Raw genomic sequence first — 15,326 nt, forward strand, 5'->3', positions numbered from 1 at the left:
TCTAGCGGCTAGGGCCGCGGAAGCGGGAGAACCCCCGCCACAGGCCGTAGATGACCCCGCCAACCGTCGCGGCCTTGAATCCGAGAGTGGCGGCGCGCCGGCCGGAGCGGAAGTCGTAGACAGGCCAGTTGTGCTCGCGGGCGTAGCGGCGCAGCTTGGAGTCCGGATTGATGGCCACGGGGTGCCCCACCATGCTCAGCAGCGGGATGTCGTTGTGGGAATCGCTGTAGGCCCAGCAGCGGCCGAGGTCCAGGCCCTGGTCCTCGGCGATTTTCTGGACCGCCACCGCCTTGGCCGGGCCGTGGAGGATCTCTCCCACCAGCCGCCCCGTGTAGGAGCCGTCCAGGATCTCGCCCACAGTGCCCAGCGCCCCGGTGAGGCCCAGCCGGGCCGCGATGACGGTGGCCACCTCGATCGGCGTGGCCGTGACGAGCCATACTTTGCGCCCGACCCGGAGATGCTGCTCGGCCAGGGCCTTGGCCCCCGGCCAGATCCTCGACTCAATCATTTCGTCGTAGACCTCTTCGCCCAGGGCCTCGATGTCGCTGGCAGTGATGCCGGCGGCGAGCGTCAGGGCGGAATCGCGGACGGCGTGGACGTCATCCATGTTCTCGCCGCGCAGCACGAACATGAACTGTTTCCAGGCGAAACCGGCGGCCTGCGGCAGCGTGAATGCGCCGCGCTGGTAAAGCTTGCGGGCGACGTGGAAAAGGCTTGCGCCCTTCATGAGGGTGTTGTCGACGTCGAAAAATGCGGCCTCGCCGTGCTGCGTCGATGCAGCAGGCTCACTGGCCACAGTGACGTATTTCTCCTCGGGCATGCCACGAGTCTAGTCAATGACAGGCCCCGGGCCGCCCGCGGGGCGCGCGATGCGGCGGCAGGAAGGCCCGGCTCCCGGTGCACTACGCCCCGCGTCGACGCGGAAGCGGCCACCGGGCTACGGTGGATGCATGGCCAAATCCGCGTCTTTCCCCGATGTAGTGCTGATCACCAAAGCTGACTGTCACCTGTGCGCGGAGGCACGCGCCGCCGTCGGGCGCGTCACGGCCGCGCTCGGGATCGACTGGTCGGAGCAGTCGGTGGACGACGACGCCGGACTGCGCGAACGCTTTGCCGAGGAGATTCCGGTGGTGCTGGTGAACGGTGTCCAGCGGGATTTCTGGAAGATTGACGAGGCCCGCCTGACGCGGACGCTGCAGCGGGTCCTCAGCCAGCCGTCCTGACGCCCGCCTGCTTTGTTGCGCGATGCACGGGGGCTCTAGAGTGGGAAGCACAACGCGACGCAATGGAGCAGATAGTGACTTCGCTGGATTCATTTTCCGAGGCTGTGCCCGGGGGAGCCGGAACTGCCGCCAAACAGATACCACCCGCGGCCGTGGCCCGGTTGACCATCTATCTGCGCGCCCTGACCACACTGCTGGCCGACGGGGTGGACCGCGTCTCCTCCGAGTCGCTGGCCGAGGCCTCCGGGGTCAGTTCCTCGACGCTACGCAAGGACCTCTCCTACGTCGGCTCCTATGGAACCCGGGGTGTCGGCTACGAGGTCCAGTACCTTAACCGCAACATCGCTGCCGCCCTCGGGCTGACCCATGACTGGAAAGTTGCGATCGTCGGTGCCGGCAACCTGGGCAAAGCCCTGGCTCGGTACGGCGGATTCGAGTCGCGGGGCTTTGACATCGTGGCGATATTCGACGCCGACCAGATGGTTGTGGGAAGCGAAGTCGGCTGGCTGCGGGTCAGCGACGCCGCCGACCTAGAGCCGGTACTGCAACGGACCGGCGCCAATATGGTGGTCCTGGCACTGCCCGCAGCGGTGGCCCAGGACGTCTGCGACCGCGTGATTGCCGCAGGCGTGCGGAGCATCCTCAGCTTCGCGCCGGTGATGCTGCAGGTCCCGCCGGGGGTCAACCTCCGCAAGGTGGACATGGCCACCGAACTGCAGATTCTGGCCTATCACGCACAAAGGGCGCAGGATCCGGAGGACGCCGACTAGTTCGGCCAGGCCTTCCGGTTCCCGCGCCCGCTGCACGGTTCGCTTTGCGGCTACTTCCCGAAGGGGGCCCCGGGCTGCCCGTAGGGGTTGGCGAAGGACTGCCGCTTCTGGAAATAGGGCGACGATGCGGGCAGGTACAGCAGGACGATCGCCGCGATCCCGACCAGCGCCGCCAGTGTGGCAAGGCTGAGCGGGACGATGTTGAAGACTGACAAGGCGGCGAACACGGTGCCCAGGATTCGGGCCCAGTTCTTGCCCTTGCGAACATTGAATGCCACGAGGGCGTAGAGTCCGGCGCTGATGACGGCGAACACCACGATGGTGCCGATCAGGATGCCCCTGATGGACTCGAAATCGACGTTCGTGCCGCTCGATGCCATCTGCTGCTCGAACAAGTCCCGGACGGCAGGGGTGTCCAGGGTTCCGAGGGACACCAGCATGGAGATGACCCACACGGCTCCCGCCGCGATGATCAGCCAGAACGACGTGTTGACCAGTTGGGGAACTGCGACCGGAACCTGCGGCTGTTCGGACGGGTACTGGGCATAGGGGGACTGGCCGTAGGCCGGGGGCTGCTGGCCGTACTGCGGTGCGTTCTGACCATACTGCGGGGCGTTCTGGCCGTAGGCCGGCGGCGTCTGCTGCCCGTACTGCGGTGCCTGCGGGGCGTTCTGGCCGTAGGCCGGCGGCGTCTGCTGCCCGTACTGCGGTGCCTGCGGGGCGTTCTGGCCGTAGGCCGGCGGCGGCGTCTGCTGCCCGTACTGCGGTGCCTGCGGCGCGTTCTGACCGTACTGCGGTGCCTGTGGGGCGTTCTGGCCGTACTGCGGTGCCTGCGGGGCGTTCTGCCCGTACTGGGGGGCCTGCGGTGCCTGCGGCGCGTTCTGACCGTACTGCGGTGCCTGTGGGGCGTTCTGGCCGTACTGCGGTGCCTGCGGGGCGTTCTGGCCAAACTGGGGAGTGGACTCCCCGCCCGGCTCGGAGCCGTTCGGGGGCGGTGGCTGGACTGGAGGGTTGCTCATGAAGCGGTCCTTTGCGTGTCGATCACTGAATCGGCCACCGGGACCAGCGCTCGTGCCCTGCCCCCAGCATGGTTTAGCTCAACCGTACCGCGGGCGGGCCGCCGTGTGGATCATTCCGGAGAGGTATTCTCAACCCTCATTCGAACTCCATCACGGCCACGGCACGGACCTGGCCTGACGGCCCCAGGGAAGGGCCGGCGCCGCCAGGATGGGCCGGGATTCCTCTGGAGTGGCGGGCCTAGATTCGGCCCCGGTTTGCGACAAACCAGGCCTGTGCGTTCGGCAGCCACATGAGCACGGTGGCCACCAAGCTGATGAGGAAGCCCGGCAGGCTTCCGCCGCCCCGCCCGTCGGCGACGCCGGCACTGATGATCGTGAGCACCAGGGAGACTCCGACAAGAATGGTGAGGGCAAAGCGGGCCCACTCCCTGCCTTCCTTCATCTTCATGGCCAGGACTATCTGAGCAGTTGCGAGTGCAATAGCCACGATGACAAGAAGCAGCACCAGGAGCCCGATTGGCGGCGCGAAAGCGATCAGGACAAAAGACCCGAACAATCCGATGATTCCACCCAGAAGGCCCAGGAGTCCGCCGATAAGCCAGATCCAGTACGAGACCTTCAGTTCAGTGGGCATCGCAGCGACCTTGAACATGCCGGAGAGACCTCCTACAGGCAGGGCCTCGCTGAAGTTCCTGGGCCGGTCGGCCGGTATCTCGAAGCGGAATCCGCCCGTAGGCGCGGGCTGGCCCTGGTACCCGGGCTGGCCCTGGTACCCCGGCGGTGATGCCTGGTACCCGGGCGGTGGCGCCTGGTACCCCAGTGGTGGCGCCTGGTACCCCGGTGGTGGTGCCTGGTACCCCGGTGGTGGTGCCTGGTACCCCGGTGGTGGTGCCTGGTACCCCGGTGGTGGTGCCTGGTACCCCGGTGGTGGTGCCTGGTACCCCGGCGTGGGCGGCTGGTTCACCGGCTGTTGCCCTGGGCCGGTTGGCGGGACGTTGCCCGACGCGGGAGGTTGCGCGCCCGGCTGCTGCGGCGGTACATCACTCGGGTTGCTCATGGCTCTCACTGTAGACCGCCGATTCCTTGATATCTAGGAAGTTATCCGGGGACTCCCGGGCCTGTCGCGGTGCCGTTATTAAAGGATCCTCCGCGGCCCCATCACTGGCAGAAAGCCCGGGAGCTGCGACGCCGGAAACGGCAGCGCCCTGCTTCCTCACGGGGAGGAAGCAGGGCGCTGGAGTCAGGTGCCGCGGGTTGCCCTTACCGGGCCAAAGCGGTCCTTACTGGGCTGCTGACTAGGCTGCGGGAGCGATGAAGGCCAGTTCCAGGTTGATGGCAACCTTGTCGCTGACCAGCACGCCGCCGGCTTCGAGGACGGCGTTCCAGGTCAGGCCGAAGTCCTTGCGGCTGATGGTGGTTTCGGCGCTGAGGCCGGCGCGGGTGTTGCCGAAGGGATCGACGGCCACGCCGTTGAATTCGGTCTCGAGGGCCACGGGGCGGGTGATGCCCTTGATGGTGAGGTCGCCCTGGAGCTCGTAGGCGTCGCCCTTGGGGACGATGGTGCTGGAGACAAAGGAGATCTCCGGGAAAGTCTCGACGTCGAAGAAGTCTTCGCCGCGGACGTGGCCATCGCGGTTGGCGTCGCCGGAGTCGAAGCTGGCGGTCTTGATCGAGGCGCTGACCTTGGAATCGGTGACGTTCTCGGCGAGATCCAGGGTGGCTGCGGCGTCGGTGAACTGGCCGCGGACCTTGCTGATGCCGGCGTGGCGGACGGTGAAACCGATCTCGCTGTGCGACGGGTCGAGGGTCCAGGTGCCGGTGGTGACGTTTGCGGGAAGTGCCATGATGATTCTCCTTGAGTCGGGTTCTACTGCGGTTGGTCCGTCTGATCGTTAGTCAAAGCATCATTGGTTGAACTCTCAACTAACTGCTTCACCCAGTATAAACATGCATTTGCATCTTTTATTCCAACTCCGGGGAACATTTTTCCAAACTCCTCAGTTCTACCTCTCGTAGAAGATTTCAGATCGACCGTCATCTTTGAGAAACTGGTAGACATGCCCCAAGCCACTGTTCATTTGCTCCGCCACGGCGAGGTCCACAATCCCGATGGTGTCCTGTACGGCAGGCTGCCGGAATTCCACCTCTCCGAACTCGGCCGGGAGATGGCCCGCACGCTGGCGGAACACTTCAGCGAGCGTTCCGCACAAGGGGCCCGGATTGTCCACCTCGCCGCGTCGCCGCTGACCCGCGCGCAAGAGACGGCACAGCCGATCGCCGATGCCCTGGGCCTCGAGATCGCCACCGAGTCCCGCATCATTGAGGCCGCCAACTACTTTGAGGGCATGCACGTCTCCAAGGCCGAACTGCTGCGCCCGAAGCACTGGGCCAAGCTGTACAACCCGCTGCGGCCGTCCTGGGGCGAGCCGTACAAGGAGCAGGCCGCGCGCGTGATCGCGGCAGTCCAGGATGCACGCATCCGGGCCATCGAGCTGGGCGGTAACGGGGCCGAGGCCATCCTTGTCAGCCACCAGCTGCCCATTTGGGCCACGCGGCTCAGCGCCGAGGGCAGGCCGTTGTGGCACGACCCGCGCAAACGCGAGTGCACGTTGACGTCCCTGACCTCCCTGGTGTTCGACGACGCCGGCGGGCTCGTGCGGGTCGACTACAGCGAGCCCGCCGCCGCCCTGCTGCCTGGTGCCGCCAGCACCCCGGGAGCCTGACCATGGCCAGGAACAGGCACGAAGGGACTCCACTGTCCCGCCGCCATGTCCTGACCGCCGGCGGCGCCGCCCTGGCCGCCGCGTTTGGGCTGTCCGGCTGCGCCCAGGACGATGCCCTCGCCAAGCAGGCCAAGGCCGGGGACAACAAGAACTACGTGGCCGGCGACGGTTCCGTGACCGAATTCGCCGTCGCGGACCGCAAGAGTCCCGTGGCGCTCAAGGGGACGCTGTTCGACGGCACGGCCGTCACCTCGGCGGACTTCCCCGGCAAGGTCACCGTGCTGAACTTCTGGTTCGCCGCCTGCGCCCCCTGCCGGGTCGAGGCGCCCTCCCTGGAGGCGCTGAACCAGGAGTTCAAGGGCAAGGGCGTGCAGTTCTTCGGCGTCAACCTGCGCGACGAGAAGGCCACTGCCGACGCGTTCGACAAGACCTTCAACCTGACCTACCCGAGCTTCAACGACAAGGACGGTGCCGTGCTGCTGGCCGTCTCCGGACTCGTGCCGCCCGGCGCCGTGCCCACCACCCTCGTGCTGGACAAGCAGGGCCGCGTCGCTTCCCGGGTCCTGGGCGAAATCCAGCCGGGCACCCTGAAATCCCTCATCGCCTCCGCCGTGGCCGAGTAGCGCGGTCCGGACAGTGAACAGCCCCTTCGCCGAAGCCATCCTCAACGGATCGCTCCTGCTCGCCATTCCCGTCGCATTGCTGGCCGGACTCGTCTCCTTCCTCTCGCCCTGCGTCCTTCCGCTGGTGCCCGGATACCTGGGCTACGTCACGGGACTGACCGGCGTCGACCTGCAGAAGCAACGGCGCGGGCGCATGCTGGCCGGCATCGGGCTGTTCGTCCTCGGCTTCTCCGTGATCTTCGTGCTGCTCGGCGGGGCCTTCGGGCAGCTGGGCAGCCTCATCACCGGCACGCAGAACAGGTGGATCACCCAGCTGCTGGGCGTTCTGGTGATCGTCATGGGCGTGGTGTTCATGGGCGGCTTCGGCTGGCTCCAGCGCGATGCCAAGATCCATGCCAAGCCGCCGGCCGGGCTGTGGGGCGCGCCCCTGCTGGGCGTCACCTTCGGCCTGGGCTGGGCGCCGTGCATCGGTCCCACATACTCTGCCGTCCAGCTGCTCAGCCTCTCCGGCGGCTCGTCCGCGGCCAAGGGGGCGTTCCTGGCGTTCGTGTACAGCCTTGGGCTGGGAATCCCGTTCCTGCTGATCGCCCTGGCCGTGCGCCGCGGCATCGGCGTGATGTCCTTCTTCCGAAAGCACCGGCTTGCCATCCAGCGCACCGGCGGCGGCATCCTGGTCCTCCTCGGGATCCTGATGGCCACCGGCGTGTGGGGCACCTGGGTCTCCGGGTTGCAGTACTGGTTCCAAACCGATGTGAAATTGCCAATCTGATGAGCGAGCGCGTGAACGTAAAGAAGAAGAAGTCCCCGAAGTCCGAGGCAGTCCTGCCCTCGTTGGGTCCGCTGGGCATGCTCCGGTGGGCGTGGACGCAGCTGACCAGCATGCGCACGGCCCTGTTCCTGCTCCTGCTGCTGGCCGTCGCTGCCGTGCCCGGATCGCTGTTCCCGCAGCGCCCGGCCAACCCGGCCATTGTCACGCAGTACATCAAGGACCACCCGGACTACGGCAAGATCCTGGACTCGCTGCAGCTCTACGACGTCTACTCCTCGGCCTGGTTTTCCGCGATCTACATCCTGCTGTTCATCTCGCTGATCGGCTGCGTGATCCCGCGCGCCATCGCGCACTACAAAGCGATGCGCTCCCAGCCGCCGCGCACCCCGGCAAGGCTGTCCAGGCTCCCCGAATACGGCACCCTGGTGCTGCCGGCCGACGCCGGGATCCCGGCGTCGGAAGCGATTTCCGACGCCGCGGAGCTGCTGAAGAAACGCGGCTACCGCGTGGACGTCCGGGACCGCGACGGCGACCGCCCCTCCCTGGGCGCCGAGCGCGGCTTCCTGAAGGAAGTGGGCAACCTCGTCTTCCACACCGCCCTGATCGGCGTGCTGGTCTCGGTGGCCGCCGGAGGCCTCTTCGGCTACAGCGGGCAACGGATCCTGGTGGAGGGCGACACATTCGTCAACACGCTCGTCGGCTACGACCAGTTCACCCCGGGCACCAACTTCCAGAGCAGCCAGCTCCAGCCGTATTCGGTTCAGCTGGACAAGTTCGACATCACCTTTGACCGTGAATCGAAGGGTAAGTTCGGCCAGCCCATTGACTTCAAGGCGGCCGTGACCACGAAGGAAAACCCGGACGCACCCGCCAAGAAGGAAGTGCTCAAGGTCAACGACCCGCTCAGCCTCGGCGGCACCAGCGTGTACCTCACGGGCAACGGCTACGCCCCTGTGGTCACCATCCGCGACGGCGCCGGCAATATCGCCATGCAGGGTCCCGTGGTCGCCAAGCTGCAGGGCGAGAACTACTACTCCTCCGTGGTCATCAAGGTCCCGGACGCCAAGCCGGAACAGCTCGCCTTCGCCGGGTTCTTCCTGCCGACTGCGTTCGTCACCGACCAGGGCGTGTCCTTCAGCGGCGATCCGGAGCTGATCAACCCGCAGCTGACCCTGAACTCCTACTTCGGCGACCTCGGCCTGGACGCAGGCTCCCCGCAGAACGTCTTCGAACTCGACGTCAAGAAACTGACGCCGCTCAACGCCCGCAACCTGGACACCAAGGGCATCGTCCTGGCGCCCGGAGGCAGCTACACGCTGCCGAACGGGAAGGGCTCCATCAGCTTCGACGGCGTGAAGCGCTACATCGGCGTGGACATCCACCACAACCCGGGCCAGCTGTACGCCCTGATCTTCGCGCTCCTGGCCGTCGCCGGGCTGGTGACCTCGCTCTATGTGAACCGCCGCCGCGTCTGGGTCCGCACCGGCACCCACGAGGACGGCCGCACCATGGTGGAGTACGGTCTCCTGGCCCGCGGCGAAGACCACCGGCTCGCCGGCGAAGCCGCCGCCATCCGCAAACTCCTGTCCGGCGAATGGCAGCTGGGCGAGGACACCGCGCCCGGCTCCCAGCCAGCTCCCAGCGCGACGGCGGATAATGACCGGGCGGACAACGCCGGCACGGCAACAGGCAGCACGGCAGCCGGCGGCACGCACGCCGTCACTGAACAACCCGCAGAAGACTTCATCCAGTCAACAGCCGGCTCGTCCGAGTCGAAGAAGGATCAGTAATGTCGTTCCCGATCAACGAAACCATGGGCCAGTACAGCGAGCTTTTCATGCTGCTGGCGGCCGGCACGTACACGGTGGCGTTCATCGCCTTCGCCTGGGACCTGGCCAAGAGCAGCAAGATGCTGCGCGCGGTGGATCTCAAGGCCGCGGAGCTCTCCGGGCAGGCGGCCGGGACCGATGCGGCCCGGATCCCCGTCGGCGTCGGAGCAGGAGCCGCCGGAGGCGCCGCTGACCGCTCCGAGGCGCACATCAGCGGACCTGCCGGCCGTGCGGAGCGTCCGACGTCGGCCGTCTCCGGCCGCGGGGCGTCGGCGGGTGCGGGCCAGACCGCTGACGGCAGCATGCGCTACGGCGGCGAGCGGCGTGCCCCCGCGCGGGTGGCCGTCGCGTTGACCGTCCTCGGCGCCGCCATTCATGCGGCCGGCGTGATCACCCGCGCGCTGGGTGCGGGCCGGGTGCCGTGGGGCAACATGTACGAATTCCTCACCACCGGCGCGTTCGTGGCCGTGGCTGTCTTCCTGCTGGTGCTGATCCGCCGCGACCTGCGCTTCCTGGGCACGTTCGTGATCGGCCTGGCCATCATCATGCTGGTTGCGGCTTCGATCTCCTTCTGGACACCGGTGGGCCACCTCGTGCCGGCGCTGCAGAGCTACTGGCTGATCATCCACGTTTCCATCGCCGTGATGTCCTCGGCGCTGTTCACCCTGACATTCGCCATGTCCGCGCTGCAGCTCGTGCAGTCGCACCGGCAGAAGACCATCGCCGCCGGCGGTGCCGACAAGCTCGGGTTCATGCGCCTCGTACCTAACGCCCTGAGCCTGGAGAACCTCTCCTACCGCATCAACGCCATCGCGTTCGTCGGCTGGACGTTCACCCTCATGTTCGGCGCCATCTGGGCGGAGAAGGCATGGGGCCGGTTCTGGGGCTGGGACACGAAGGAAGTCTGGACGTTCGTGATCTGGGTGGTCTACGCCGGATACCTGCACGCCCGCGCCACCCGCGGCTGGACCGGAACCCGGGCCGCCTGGCTGTCGATCGTCGGCTACCTGTGCGTGGTCTTCAACTTCACGATCGTGAACCAGTTCTTCAACGGCCTGCACTCCTACTCGGGGCTGTAACCACCAGCCCGGTGCACGATTTGACGCAGATGGCCGCCAAGCTACCCCGCTTGGCGGCCATTCGTGTCAGATGAGTGTGGGACGGGGCGGTTAGGGGCGAGCACTTTTACGTCGGCCTGGCCTCTCACCCGGGTCGGGAGTCCAGCCCCGTTCGGCCAGCGCCGCACGCACGCGGGTAACCGCAGGCGGCTCCACCCCGCCGGAGACCGGGGTCATATGCCATTGGGTCAATACGACGACGCGCCACCCGGCGTCCCTGGCGTTCTCATCCCGGAATATGTCGCTGCGGCGCTGAGCCGGACTGGCATGATGCCCGCCGTCGTATTGAATCGCGATCTTTTCTTGCTCGTAAGAGAGGTCAGGGTCCTGGATCCAACGGCCGGTCTCGTCGAACATGGGGACGTTAATTCCGGGCTCGGGCAGGCCATGCCGAACCAAAAGTAGCCGGAGTTCGGTTTCTTTGGGGGAGTCCGTGCCGGTCCGGATCAGGGCGCGGGCACACATAGCGCGCCGGTAGCCCGCCCTGCCCTGTTTCCTTTCGAGGAATGCGTCCAGCTTTTGGATCGTGGTCAAGGGATTCCGCCGCCACAGCAGGAAGTCCCCGGCAATCACCAGTTCATCGAGGCTCAGCATGCCTGCGAGATCGAACCATGTCCGCAGCGGCGAGGTGCAGCTCACCCTGCTCCCGCGCGCGATCTCATCCGGTTCAAGTGACTACTGATGGCCCACCACATTCTTATGGCGCACAGCCCGCTGGCCCGGCTGACTCGTCAAGTGGACGACAGCAGCGTTCTCAAAGGCCTGAGAAAGGGGGAAGCCCCACAGCACGGCCGCAGACAGATGGCTCACGACTGCCCCCGTCACCGCAGTCAGGGCATGGCAGCGTGCCAGCAAACTTTCGGGGTTGGCGGCCGGGGCGCGCACTCCATAACACGGGCTGACTAGATCCGTGGCCCGGGTCCGTCGCCGACTCAGGCCCGCAGCGCGCGCCTCGGCCACGGTGAAGGGCTGGTTTCCAAGCTGCGGGGGAAGCTTACTGGGCTGGCGCATAAGAGGATTCTGCGCCCGCGCCGAGGGGGCTCGGAGGTTATCCACAGAGCGGGCACGATGTGGGGGAAGAGTAAGCCCCGTGGGCAGCACGAGCGCGAGCGGATGAGTGGTGGCTGTTCGCCGCAGAAGGCCGCTTCGAGGCTGGGATTCCGGCCATCTGTGGCTACTGGCCGCAAACAGGAATGCCAAGAGCGACTATTTAGCACCGCGCCACCAAAACCCTGCGCCACTTAGCCCTCGCCACTTAACCTCGCGCTATTTAACCTCGTCGGTACCTTGCGTCCCGGCGTCGCCAGGTTCGTGGGCGTCGCCGGTGCCTGCTGTGCCGGCGGCTTCGGCGTTGCCGGCGTCGGGCTTGCGCTCCTTGGCGTCGAGTTCGTCCTTGAGCTTCTTGAGCCTGGCGGCCTCGGTCTGGTTGCGGCGGCGGATTTCAAGGTTGCGCAGGAATTCCGGGTCGTCGTCGGGCGCTACTGGATGGCTGTAGGCAACCGGGGCGGTGTCCGTGGCGCGGGGGCGTCCAAGGAGGAACCACAGGGTTGCGCCGACCACGGGGAGAAGGATCTGCACGAAGATCCAGGCGGTCTTGGAAATGCCTCTGGTCAGCCGCGCGTCAGTCCGGATGAGGTCGACCAGTCCATAGACAAACACGACCAGTATGACGATCGGAACCACTACACGGAGCATACCTTCAGTCTAGCCGTCGGGCGGCCCGACGGCGCCGGTCACTGTGTGCGGTCACTGTGTGCGGGTGCGGGCCGCCGGCGTTCCCGGCGCGGGAGGATAAGGGCCGAAGCGCGGCCGCCGTCCCGGCGGCTAAACTTGTGGGGTGGCTTTCCTCAAATACACCCTGATTCGGCTGGCGCTGTTTGCGCCCTTGTTTGCGCTTTTCCTCTACTTGCAGCTGGGAGTGCTCCTGGCTGCCCTGTGCGCCGGGATGATGTCCTTCGCCGTCAGCTTCCTGTTCTTCCAGAGGCAGCGTGACGCGGCCACCGCGACGCTGCACCACCGGTTCTCCGGCAAAGCCAAGCCACTGCGCAGCGCCGGCGAGGTGGCCGACGCCGAGGCCGAAGACCGCCTCGTGGACGCGAACCCCGACATTGCGGTCCGCGCGGACCAGCGCCCCAAGGATTCCAGGCAGTCCGGGTCCTAGAACCCGTGGCTGAGGACGAGTCCGACTGAAAACAGCGCGGCGAAGCCCAAATTGATCAACCCGGTCTGCTTCAGGACGGGGATCAGGCTCTTGCGGCGCCGCCCGGCGATCATGAGCCAGGACGGCATGAGGCTGGCGGGGATCAGCAGCAGCACGATCAGCATCCACGGCCGTGCGGGCGCCAGGACGATGACCAGCAGGATCGCCACGGCAAGCATCAGCACGTAGCTTTCGCGCGCATGCTTGTCCCCGAGCCGGACGGCCAGGGTTTTCTTCCCCGCCTTCCTGTCGGTGGGGATGTCGCGGACGTTGTTGGCCATGAGCAGCGCGCACGCGATCAAACCCGTGCCGATCGCGCCGATGATGGCGGCGAGGCTGATCTGCCCCGCCTGCGTGTAGGTGGTGCCAAGCGTCGCGACGAGCCCGAAGAACACAAACACGAAGACATCGCCCAGGCCCAGGTAGCCGTACGGGTTCTTGCCGCCGGTGTAGCCCCAGGCGGCCAGCACGCAGCCGACGCCGACCAGGATGAGCCACCAGGCCTGCGTGATGATCACCAGGACCAGGCCGCACAGCATCGCCAGGCCGAACGCCGCGAACGCCGCCCATTTGACGTGCTCCGGGCGGGCCGCGCCCGAGCCCACCAGCCGGAGGGGACCCACCCTGTCCTCATCGGTGCCGCGGATGCCGTCCGAGTAGTCGTTGGCGTAGTTGACGCCGATCTGCAGGAGCAGGGCGACCAGGGCGGCCAGCACGGCGTTCAGCAGGATGAACGAATCCATCTCGTAGGCGGCCGCGCTGCCGATCAGCACCGGCGCGATCGCGGCGGGCAGGGTGCGCAGTCGGGCGCCTTGGATCCATTGTGCGGCTGTGGCCACGGTCAGTACCTCGTTGGTTCGTTGAATACTCGTTGGTTGGTGCATAGTCGGCAGGAAGCCGGAAGCTGCTTGTCTATTTTCCCTGATGGAGCGCATCCAACAGGACCGTCATGCCCAGGCGGTCCGGTTTGCCGTTGGGGAGCATGAGCAGGTCCGCGGCGGGCAGGACCGTTTTCGGGGCCAAAGCGCCCAGCATGGGCCCCCAGGTCTCGTCCCGGCGGTCCGCAAACGCTGCCAGGCCTTCCGGGGAAGTGTCGGCCACGGCAACGTACGCGGCCAGGGCGTGGCCCCATTCGGCAGAGGGCACTCCCGCGACAAAAGCCGCCCGCACGCCGTCGAGCTTTTCCAGCTCGGTCTGGACATGCGCGGCGGAAACCTTGACGCCGCCGGTGATGACGACGTCGTCGGCCCGGCCGAGTACGGTGAGCCGGCCGTCGGCGTCGAGCTCGCCGAGGTCGTTGGTTCGGTACCAGCGGACGCCGTCCTCTTCGATGAACGTCGCGGCCGAGAGCTCGGGGGCCCGCAGATACCCGGCGGCGATGGTTGCCCCGCCAAGCAGGATGCGGCCGTCGTCCTCCACCCGGACCAGGACGTCCTCGAGCGGGAAGCCGTCGTACACGCAGCCGCCGCAGGTCTCGGACGAGCCGTACGTGGCCACCACCCGCACGCCGGCGTCCCGGGCTGCCGCGAGCAGCTCCGCAGAGGCAGGACCGCCGCCGAGCAGGATGGCGTTGAAGCGCCGCAGTACGGCCAGGGTGTCGGCCGAGGGCGCGTCCAGCAGCCGCTGCAGCTGGGTGGGGACGAGCGAAGTGAACCTGATCTTGTCCGTGAGTTCCAGGGCCGCGGCGGTGAAGGCCTCCGGCGTGAAGCCGCCGGAGAGGTCCATCACCCACGGCCGGGTCCCCGCGAAGAGCGAGCGGACCAGCACCTGCACGCCCGCCACGTACTGCACGGGGAGGGCCAGCAGCCACTGGCCTTCGCCCTTGAGCGCAAAGGCGGTTGCCATTGACGAGGCCGCCAGGGCCTCGACGGTGAGGACGGTCGCCTTTGGCACGCCGGTGGACCCGGAGGTCCGCACCACCACGGCCGCGTCCTCGATTCCGGCCGTGTCAGGGAATCCCAGCTCCGGTGAGCCGTCTGGCCCGGCGGAGAGTTCGACGGCGGGTCCCTCGCCGTGGAGGGCAGCAGCCAGCGCCTTGAGCGCGGGCTCGATGTTCGTGGGTCCGGAGTTCACAGTGCGCCTTAGAAGTAGTACGGGAACGCGGACCAGTCGGGGTCGCGCTTCTCGAGGAAGGCTTCCTTGCCCTCCACGGCCTCGTCGGTCATGTACGCCAGCCGGGTCGCCTCGCCCGCGAACACCTGCTGGCCGGCCAGGCCGTCATCAGCCAGGTTGAAGGCGAACTTGAGCATGCGGATGGCCTGCGGGGACTGCCGGGCGATGTCCGCGGCGTACTCCAGCGCGACCTCCTCGAGGCGTTCGTGGTCCACGGCCTCGTTCACGGCGCCCATCCGGACCATGTCCTCGGCGGAATATTCGCGGGCCAGGAAGAAGATTTCCCGGGCGGCCTTCTGGCCGATCTGCCGCGCCAGCAGGGCCGAGCCGTAGCCGGCGTCGAAACTGCCCACGGTGGCGTCCGTCTGCTTGAATTTTCCGTGCTCGCGGGAGGCGATGGTGAGGTCGGAGACCACGTGCAGGGAGTGTCCGCCGCCGGCCGCCCAGCCATTGACGACGGCGATCACCACCTTGGGCATGGTGCGCATGAGCCGCTGGACTTCCAGGATGTGCAGCCGGCCGGCCCGGGCAGGGTCGATGGTTTCTGTCGTTTCCCCATTTGCGTACCGGTAGCCGTCGCGGCCGCGGATCCGCTGGTCCCCGCCGGAGCAGAACGAGTGGCCGCCGTCCTTGGCGGAGGGGCCATTGCCGGTGAGCAGGACGGTGGCCACGTCCGGGGTCATCCGGGCGTGGTCCATGGCGCGGTAGAGCTCGTCCACGGTGCCGGGCCTGAAGGCATTGCGGACCTCGGGACGGTTGAAGGCGATCCGAACTGTAGGCAGGTCCCGGACCACGGAGCCGTCCGACCCTCGCTCCACCTGCCGGTGGTAGGTCATGTCCTGGAAGTCGTCGAAACCGGACACGGTGCGCCACCGGGTGGGGTCAAAGACGTCGGATACCTTGGCGGGGATTTCGTTGCTCACAGTCCGAGTCTAGTAAT

At 67.0% G+C, this 15,326-nt stretch carries 17 protein-coding genes; 8 read left to right on the plus strand and 9 right to left on the minus strand.

Features of this window, described 5'->3' with window-relative positions; genetic code table 11:
* Nucleotide 1: 1 nt before the first annotated feature.
* A complete protein-coding gene (locus tag AB4089_RS12945; protein WP_441409691.1) occupies nucleotides 2–820 on the minus strand; it encodes an HAD family hydrolase in 819 nt (272 codons plus the stop codon).
* 130 nt (nucleotides 821–950) lie between these two features.
* On the opposite strand from AB4089_RS12945, the gene AB4089_RS12950 reads away from it, so the two are divergent.
* Nucleotides 951–1,223 (plus strand): glutaredoxin family protein, encoded by a 273-nt coding sequence (locus tag AB4089_RS12950; RefSeq protein WP_441409692.1) that lies wholly within the window; start codon nucleotides 951–953, stop codon nucleotides 1,221–1,223.
* A 74-nt stretch (nucleotides 1,224–1,297) separates the two neighbouring features.
* A complete protein-coding gene (locus AB4089_RS12955) occupies nucleotides 1,298–1,993 on the plus strand; it encodes a redox-sensing transcriptional repressor Rex (RefSeq protein ID WP_390204246.1) in 696 nt (231 codons plus the stop codon).
* A 50-nt stretch (nucleotides 1,994–2,043) separates the two neighbouring features.
* Here the strand turns inward: AB4089_RS12955 and AB4089_RS12960 are convergent, their stop codons facing one another.
* From AB4089_RS12960 to AB4089_RS12970, 3 genes are all read right to left on the minus strand, one after another.
* Nucleotides 2,044–3,012, minus strand: coding sequence for a hypothetical protein (locus AB4089_RS12960; protein ID WP_441409693.1), 969 nt, complete (start codon nucleotides 3,010–3,012; stop codon nucleotides 2,044–2,046).
* Between the two features lie 238 nt (nucleotides 3,013–3,250).
* Nucleotides 3,251–3,664 carry a hypothetical protein gene (locus AB4089_RS12965; RefSeq protein ID WP_441409694.1) on the minus strand — a complete coding sequence of 138 codons (414 nt, stop codon included), beginning with the start codon at nucleotides 3,662–3,664 and terminating at the stop codon, nucleotides 3,251–3,253.
* Between the two features lie 643 nt (nucleotides 3,665–4,307).
* Nucleotides 4,308–4,856, minus strand: coding sequence for a YceI family protein (locus AB4089_RS12970; protein ID WP_441409695.1), 549 nt, complete (start codon nucleotides 4,854–4,856; stop codon nucleotides 4,308–4,310).
* A gap of 213 nt (nucleotides 4,857–5,069) precedes the next feature.
* Between AB4089_RS12970 and AB4089_RS12975 the strand changes: the two genes are divergently transcribed.
* The 5 genes from AB4089_RS12975 to ccsB are packed head-to-tail and all read left to right on the plus strand — an operon-like array spanning nucleotide 5,070 to nucleotide 10,035.
* On the plus strand, nucleotides 5,070–5,735 hold the full coding sequence (locus tag AB4089_RS12975) for a histidine phosphatase family protein (RefSeq protein ID WP_441409696.1): 666 nt from the start codon (nucleotides 5,070–5,072) through the stop codon (nucleotides 5,733–5,735).
* Between the two features lie 2 nt (nucleotides 5,736–5,737).
* Nucleotides 5,738–6,358, plus strand: a complete 621-nt coding sequence (locus tag AB4089_RS12980) for a TlpA family protein disulfide reductase (protein WP_441409697.1) — start codon at nucleotides 5,738–5,740, stop codon at nucleotides 6,356–6,358.
* A 13-nt stretch (nucleotides 6,359–6,371) separates the two neighbouring features.
* The gene (locus AB4089_RS12985) at nucleotides 6,372–7,127 is read left to right on the plus strand and encodes a cytochrome c biogenesis CcdA family protein (RefSeq protein WP_441409698.1); all 756 of its coding nucleotides are present in this window, start codon (nucleotides 6,372–6,374) and stop codon (nucleotides 7,125–7,127) included.
* Nucleotides 7,127–8,917: a cytochrome c biogenesis protein ResB gene (gene resB, locus AB4089_RS12990; RefSeq protein WP_441409699.1), complete on the plus strand. Its 1,791-nt coding sequence runs from the start codon at nucleotides 7,127–7,129 to the stop codon at nucleotides 8,915–8,917. Before AB4089_RS12985 ends, resB begins: the two co-directional genes overlap by 1 nt.
* Nucleotides 8,917–10,035: a c-type cytochrome biogenesis protein CcsB gene (ccsB, locus tag AB4089_RS12995; protein ID WP_441409700.1), complete on the plus strand. Its 1,119-nt coding sequence runs from the start codon at nucleotides 8,917–8,919 to the stop codon at nucleotides 10,033–10,035. The genes resB and ccsB overlap by 1 nt, the downstream gene beginning before the upstream one ends.
* A 90-nt stretch (nucleotides 10,036–10,125) precedes the next feature.
* Here the strand turns inward: ccsB and AB4089_RS13000 are convergent, their stop codons facing one another.
* On the minus strand, nucleotides 10,126–10,668 hold the full coding sequence (locus tag AB4089_RS13000) for a hypothetical protein (protein ID WP_441409701.1): 543 nt from the start codon (nucleotides 10,666–10,668) through the stop codon (nucleotides 10,126–10,128).
* Between the two features lie 672 nt (nucleotides 10,669–11,340).
* Nucleotides 11,341–11,769, minus strand: coding sequence for a PLD nuclease N-terminal domain-containing protein (locus tag AB4089_RS13005; protein WP_441409702.1), 429 nt, complete (start codon nucleotides 11,767–11,769; stop codon nucleotides 11,341–11,343).
* Nucleotides 11,770–11,911: 142 nt separating this feature from the next.
* On the opposite strand from AB4089_RS13005, the gene AB4089_RS13010 reads away from it, so the two are divergent.
* A complete protein-coding gene (locus tag AB4089_RS13010; RefSeq protein WP_441409703.1) occupies nucleotides 11,912–12,235 on the plus strand; it encodes a DUF4229 domain-containing protein in 324 nt (107 codons plus the stop codon).
* On the opposite strand, the gene AB4089_RS13015 is transcribed toward AB4089_RS13010, so the two are convergent.
* From AB4089_RS13015 to AB4089_RS13025, 3 genes are all read right to left on the minus strand, one after another.
* On the minus strand, nucleotides 12,232–13,113 hold the full coding sequence (locus AB4089_RS13015; RefSeq protein WP_441409704.1) for a 1,4-dihydroxy-2-naphthoate polyprenyltransferase: 882 nt from the start codon (nucleotides 13,111–13,113) through the stop codon (nucleotides 12,232–12,234). The genes AB4089_RS13010 and AB4089_RS13015 overlap by 4 nt on opposite strands.
* Before the next feature lie 73 nt (nucleotides 13,114–13,186).
* Entirely contained in the window at nucleotides 13,187–14,347 is a 1,161-nt protein-coding gene (locus AB4089_RS13020) for an AMP-binding protein (RefSeq protein ID WP_441409705.1), read from the minus strand.
* A gap of 8 nt (nucleotides 14,348–14,355) precedes the next feature.
* On the minus strand, nucleotides 14,356–15,309 hold the full coding sequence (locus AB4089_RS13025) for a 1,4-dihydroxy-2-naphthoyl-CoA synthase (protein ID WP_441409706.1): 954 nt from the start codon (nucleotides 15,307–15,309) through the stop codon (nucleotides 14,356–14,358).
* Nucleotides 15,310–15,326: the final 17 nt, after the last annotated feature.

It is taken from the genome of Arthrobacter sp. 2MCAF15 (genome assembly GCF_052115605.1).
GTDB lineage: Bacteria > Actinomycetota > Actinomycetes > Actinomycetales > Micrococcaceae > Arthrobacter.

What these genes read in the sequence shown, in the direction of transcription:
- AB4089_RS13005 (WP_441409702.1), bottom strand. Translation starts at nt 11,769, where the DNA reads ATGCTCCGTGTAGTGGTTCCGATCGTCATACTGGTCGTGTTTGTCTAT.
- AB4089_RS12960 (WP_441409693.1), bottom strand. Translation starts at nt 3,012, where the DNA reads ATGAGCAACCCTCCAGTCCAGCCACCGCCCCCGAACGGCTCCGAGCCG.
- resB (WP_441409699.1), top strand. Translation starts at nt 7,127, where the DNA reads ATGAGCGAGCGCGTGAACGTAAAGAAGAAGAAGTCCCCGAAGTCCGAG.
- AB4089_RS12965 (WP_441409694.1), bottom strand. Translation starts at nt 3,664, where the DNA reads ATGTTCAAGGTCGCTGCGATGCCCACTGAACTGAAGGTCTCGTACTGG.
- ccsB (WP_441409700.1), top strand. Translation starts at nt 8,917, where the DNA reads ATGTCGTTCCCGATCAACGAAACCATGGGCCAGTACAGCGAGCTTTTC.
- AB4089_RS13000 (WP_441409701.1), bottom strand. Translation starts at nt 10,668, where the DNA reads ATGCTGAGCCTCGATGAACTGGTGATTGCCGGGGACTTCCTGCTGTGG.
- AB4089_RS12950 (WP_441409692.1), top strand. Translation starts at nt 951, where the DNA reads ATGGCCAAATCCGCGTCTTTCCCCGATGTAGTGCTGATCACCAAAGCT.
- AB4089_RS12975 (WP_441409696.1), top strand. Translation starts at nt 5,070, where the DNA reads ATGCCCCAAGCCACTGTTCATTTGCTCCGCCACGGCGAGGTCCACAAT.
- AB4089_RS12980 (WP_441409697.1), top strand. Translation starts at nt 5,738, where the DNA reads ATGGCCAGGAACAGGCACGAAGGGACTCCACTGTCCCGCCGCCATGTC.
- AB4089_RS12945 (WP_441409691.1), bottom strand. Translation starts at nt 820, where the DNA reads ATGCCCGAGGAGAAATACGTCACTGTGGCCAGTGAGCCTGCTGCATCG.
- AB4089_RS12970 (WP_441409695.1), bottom strand. Translation starts at nt 4,856, where the DNA reads ATGGCACTTCCCGCAAACGTCACCACCGGCACCTGGACCCTCGACCCG.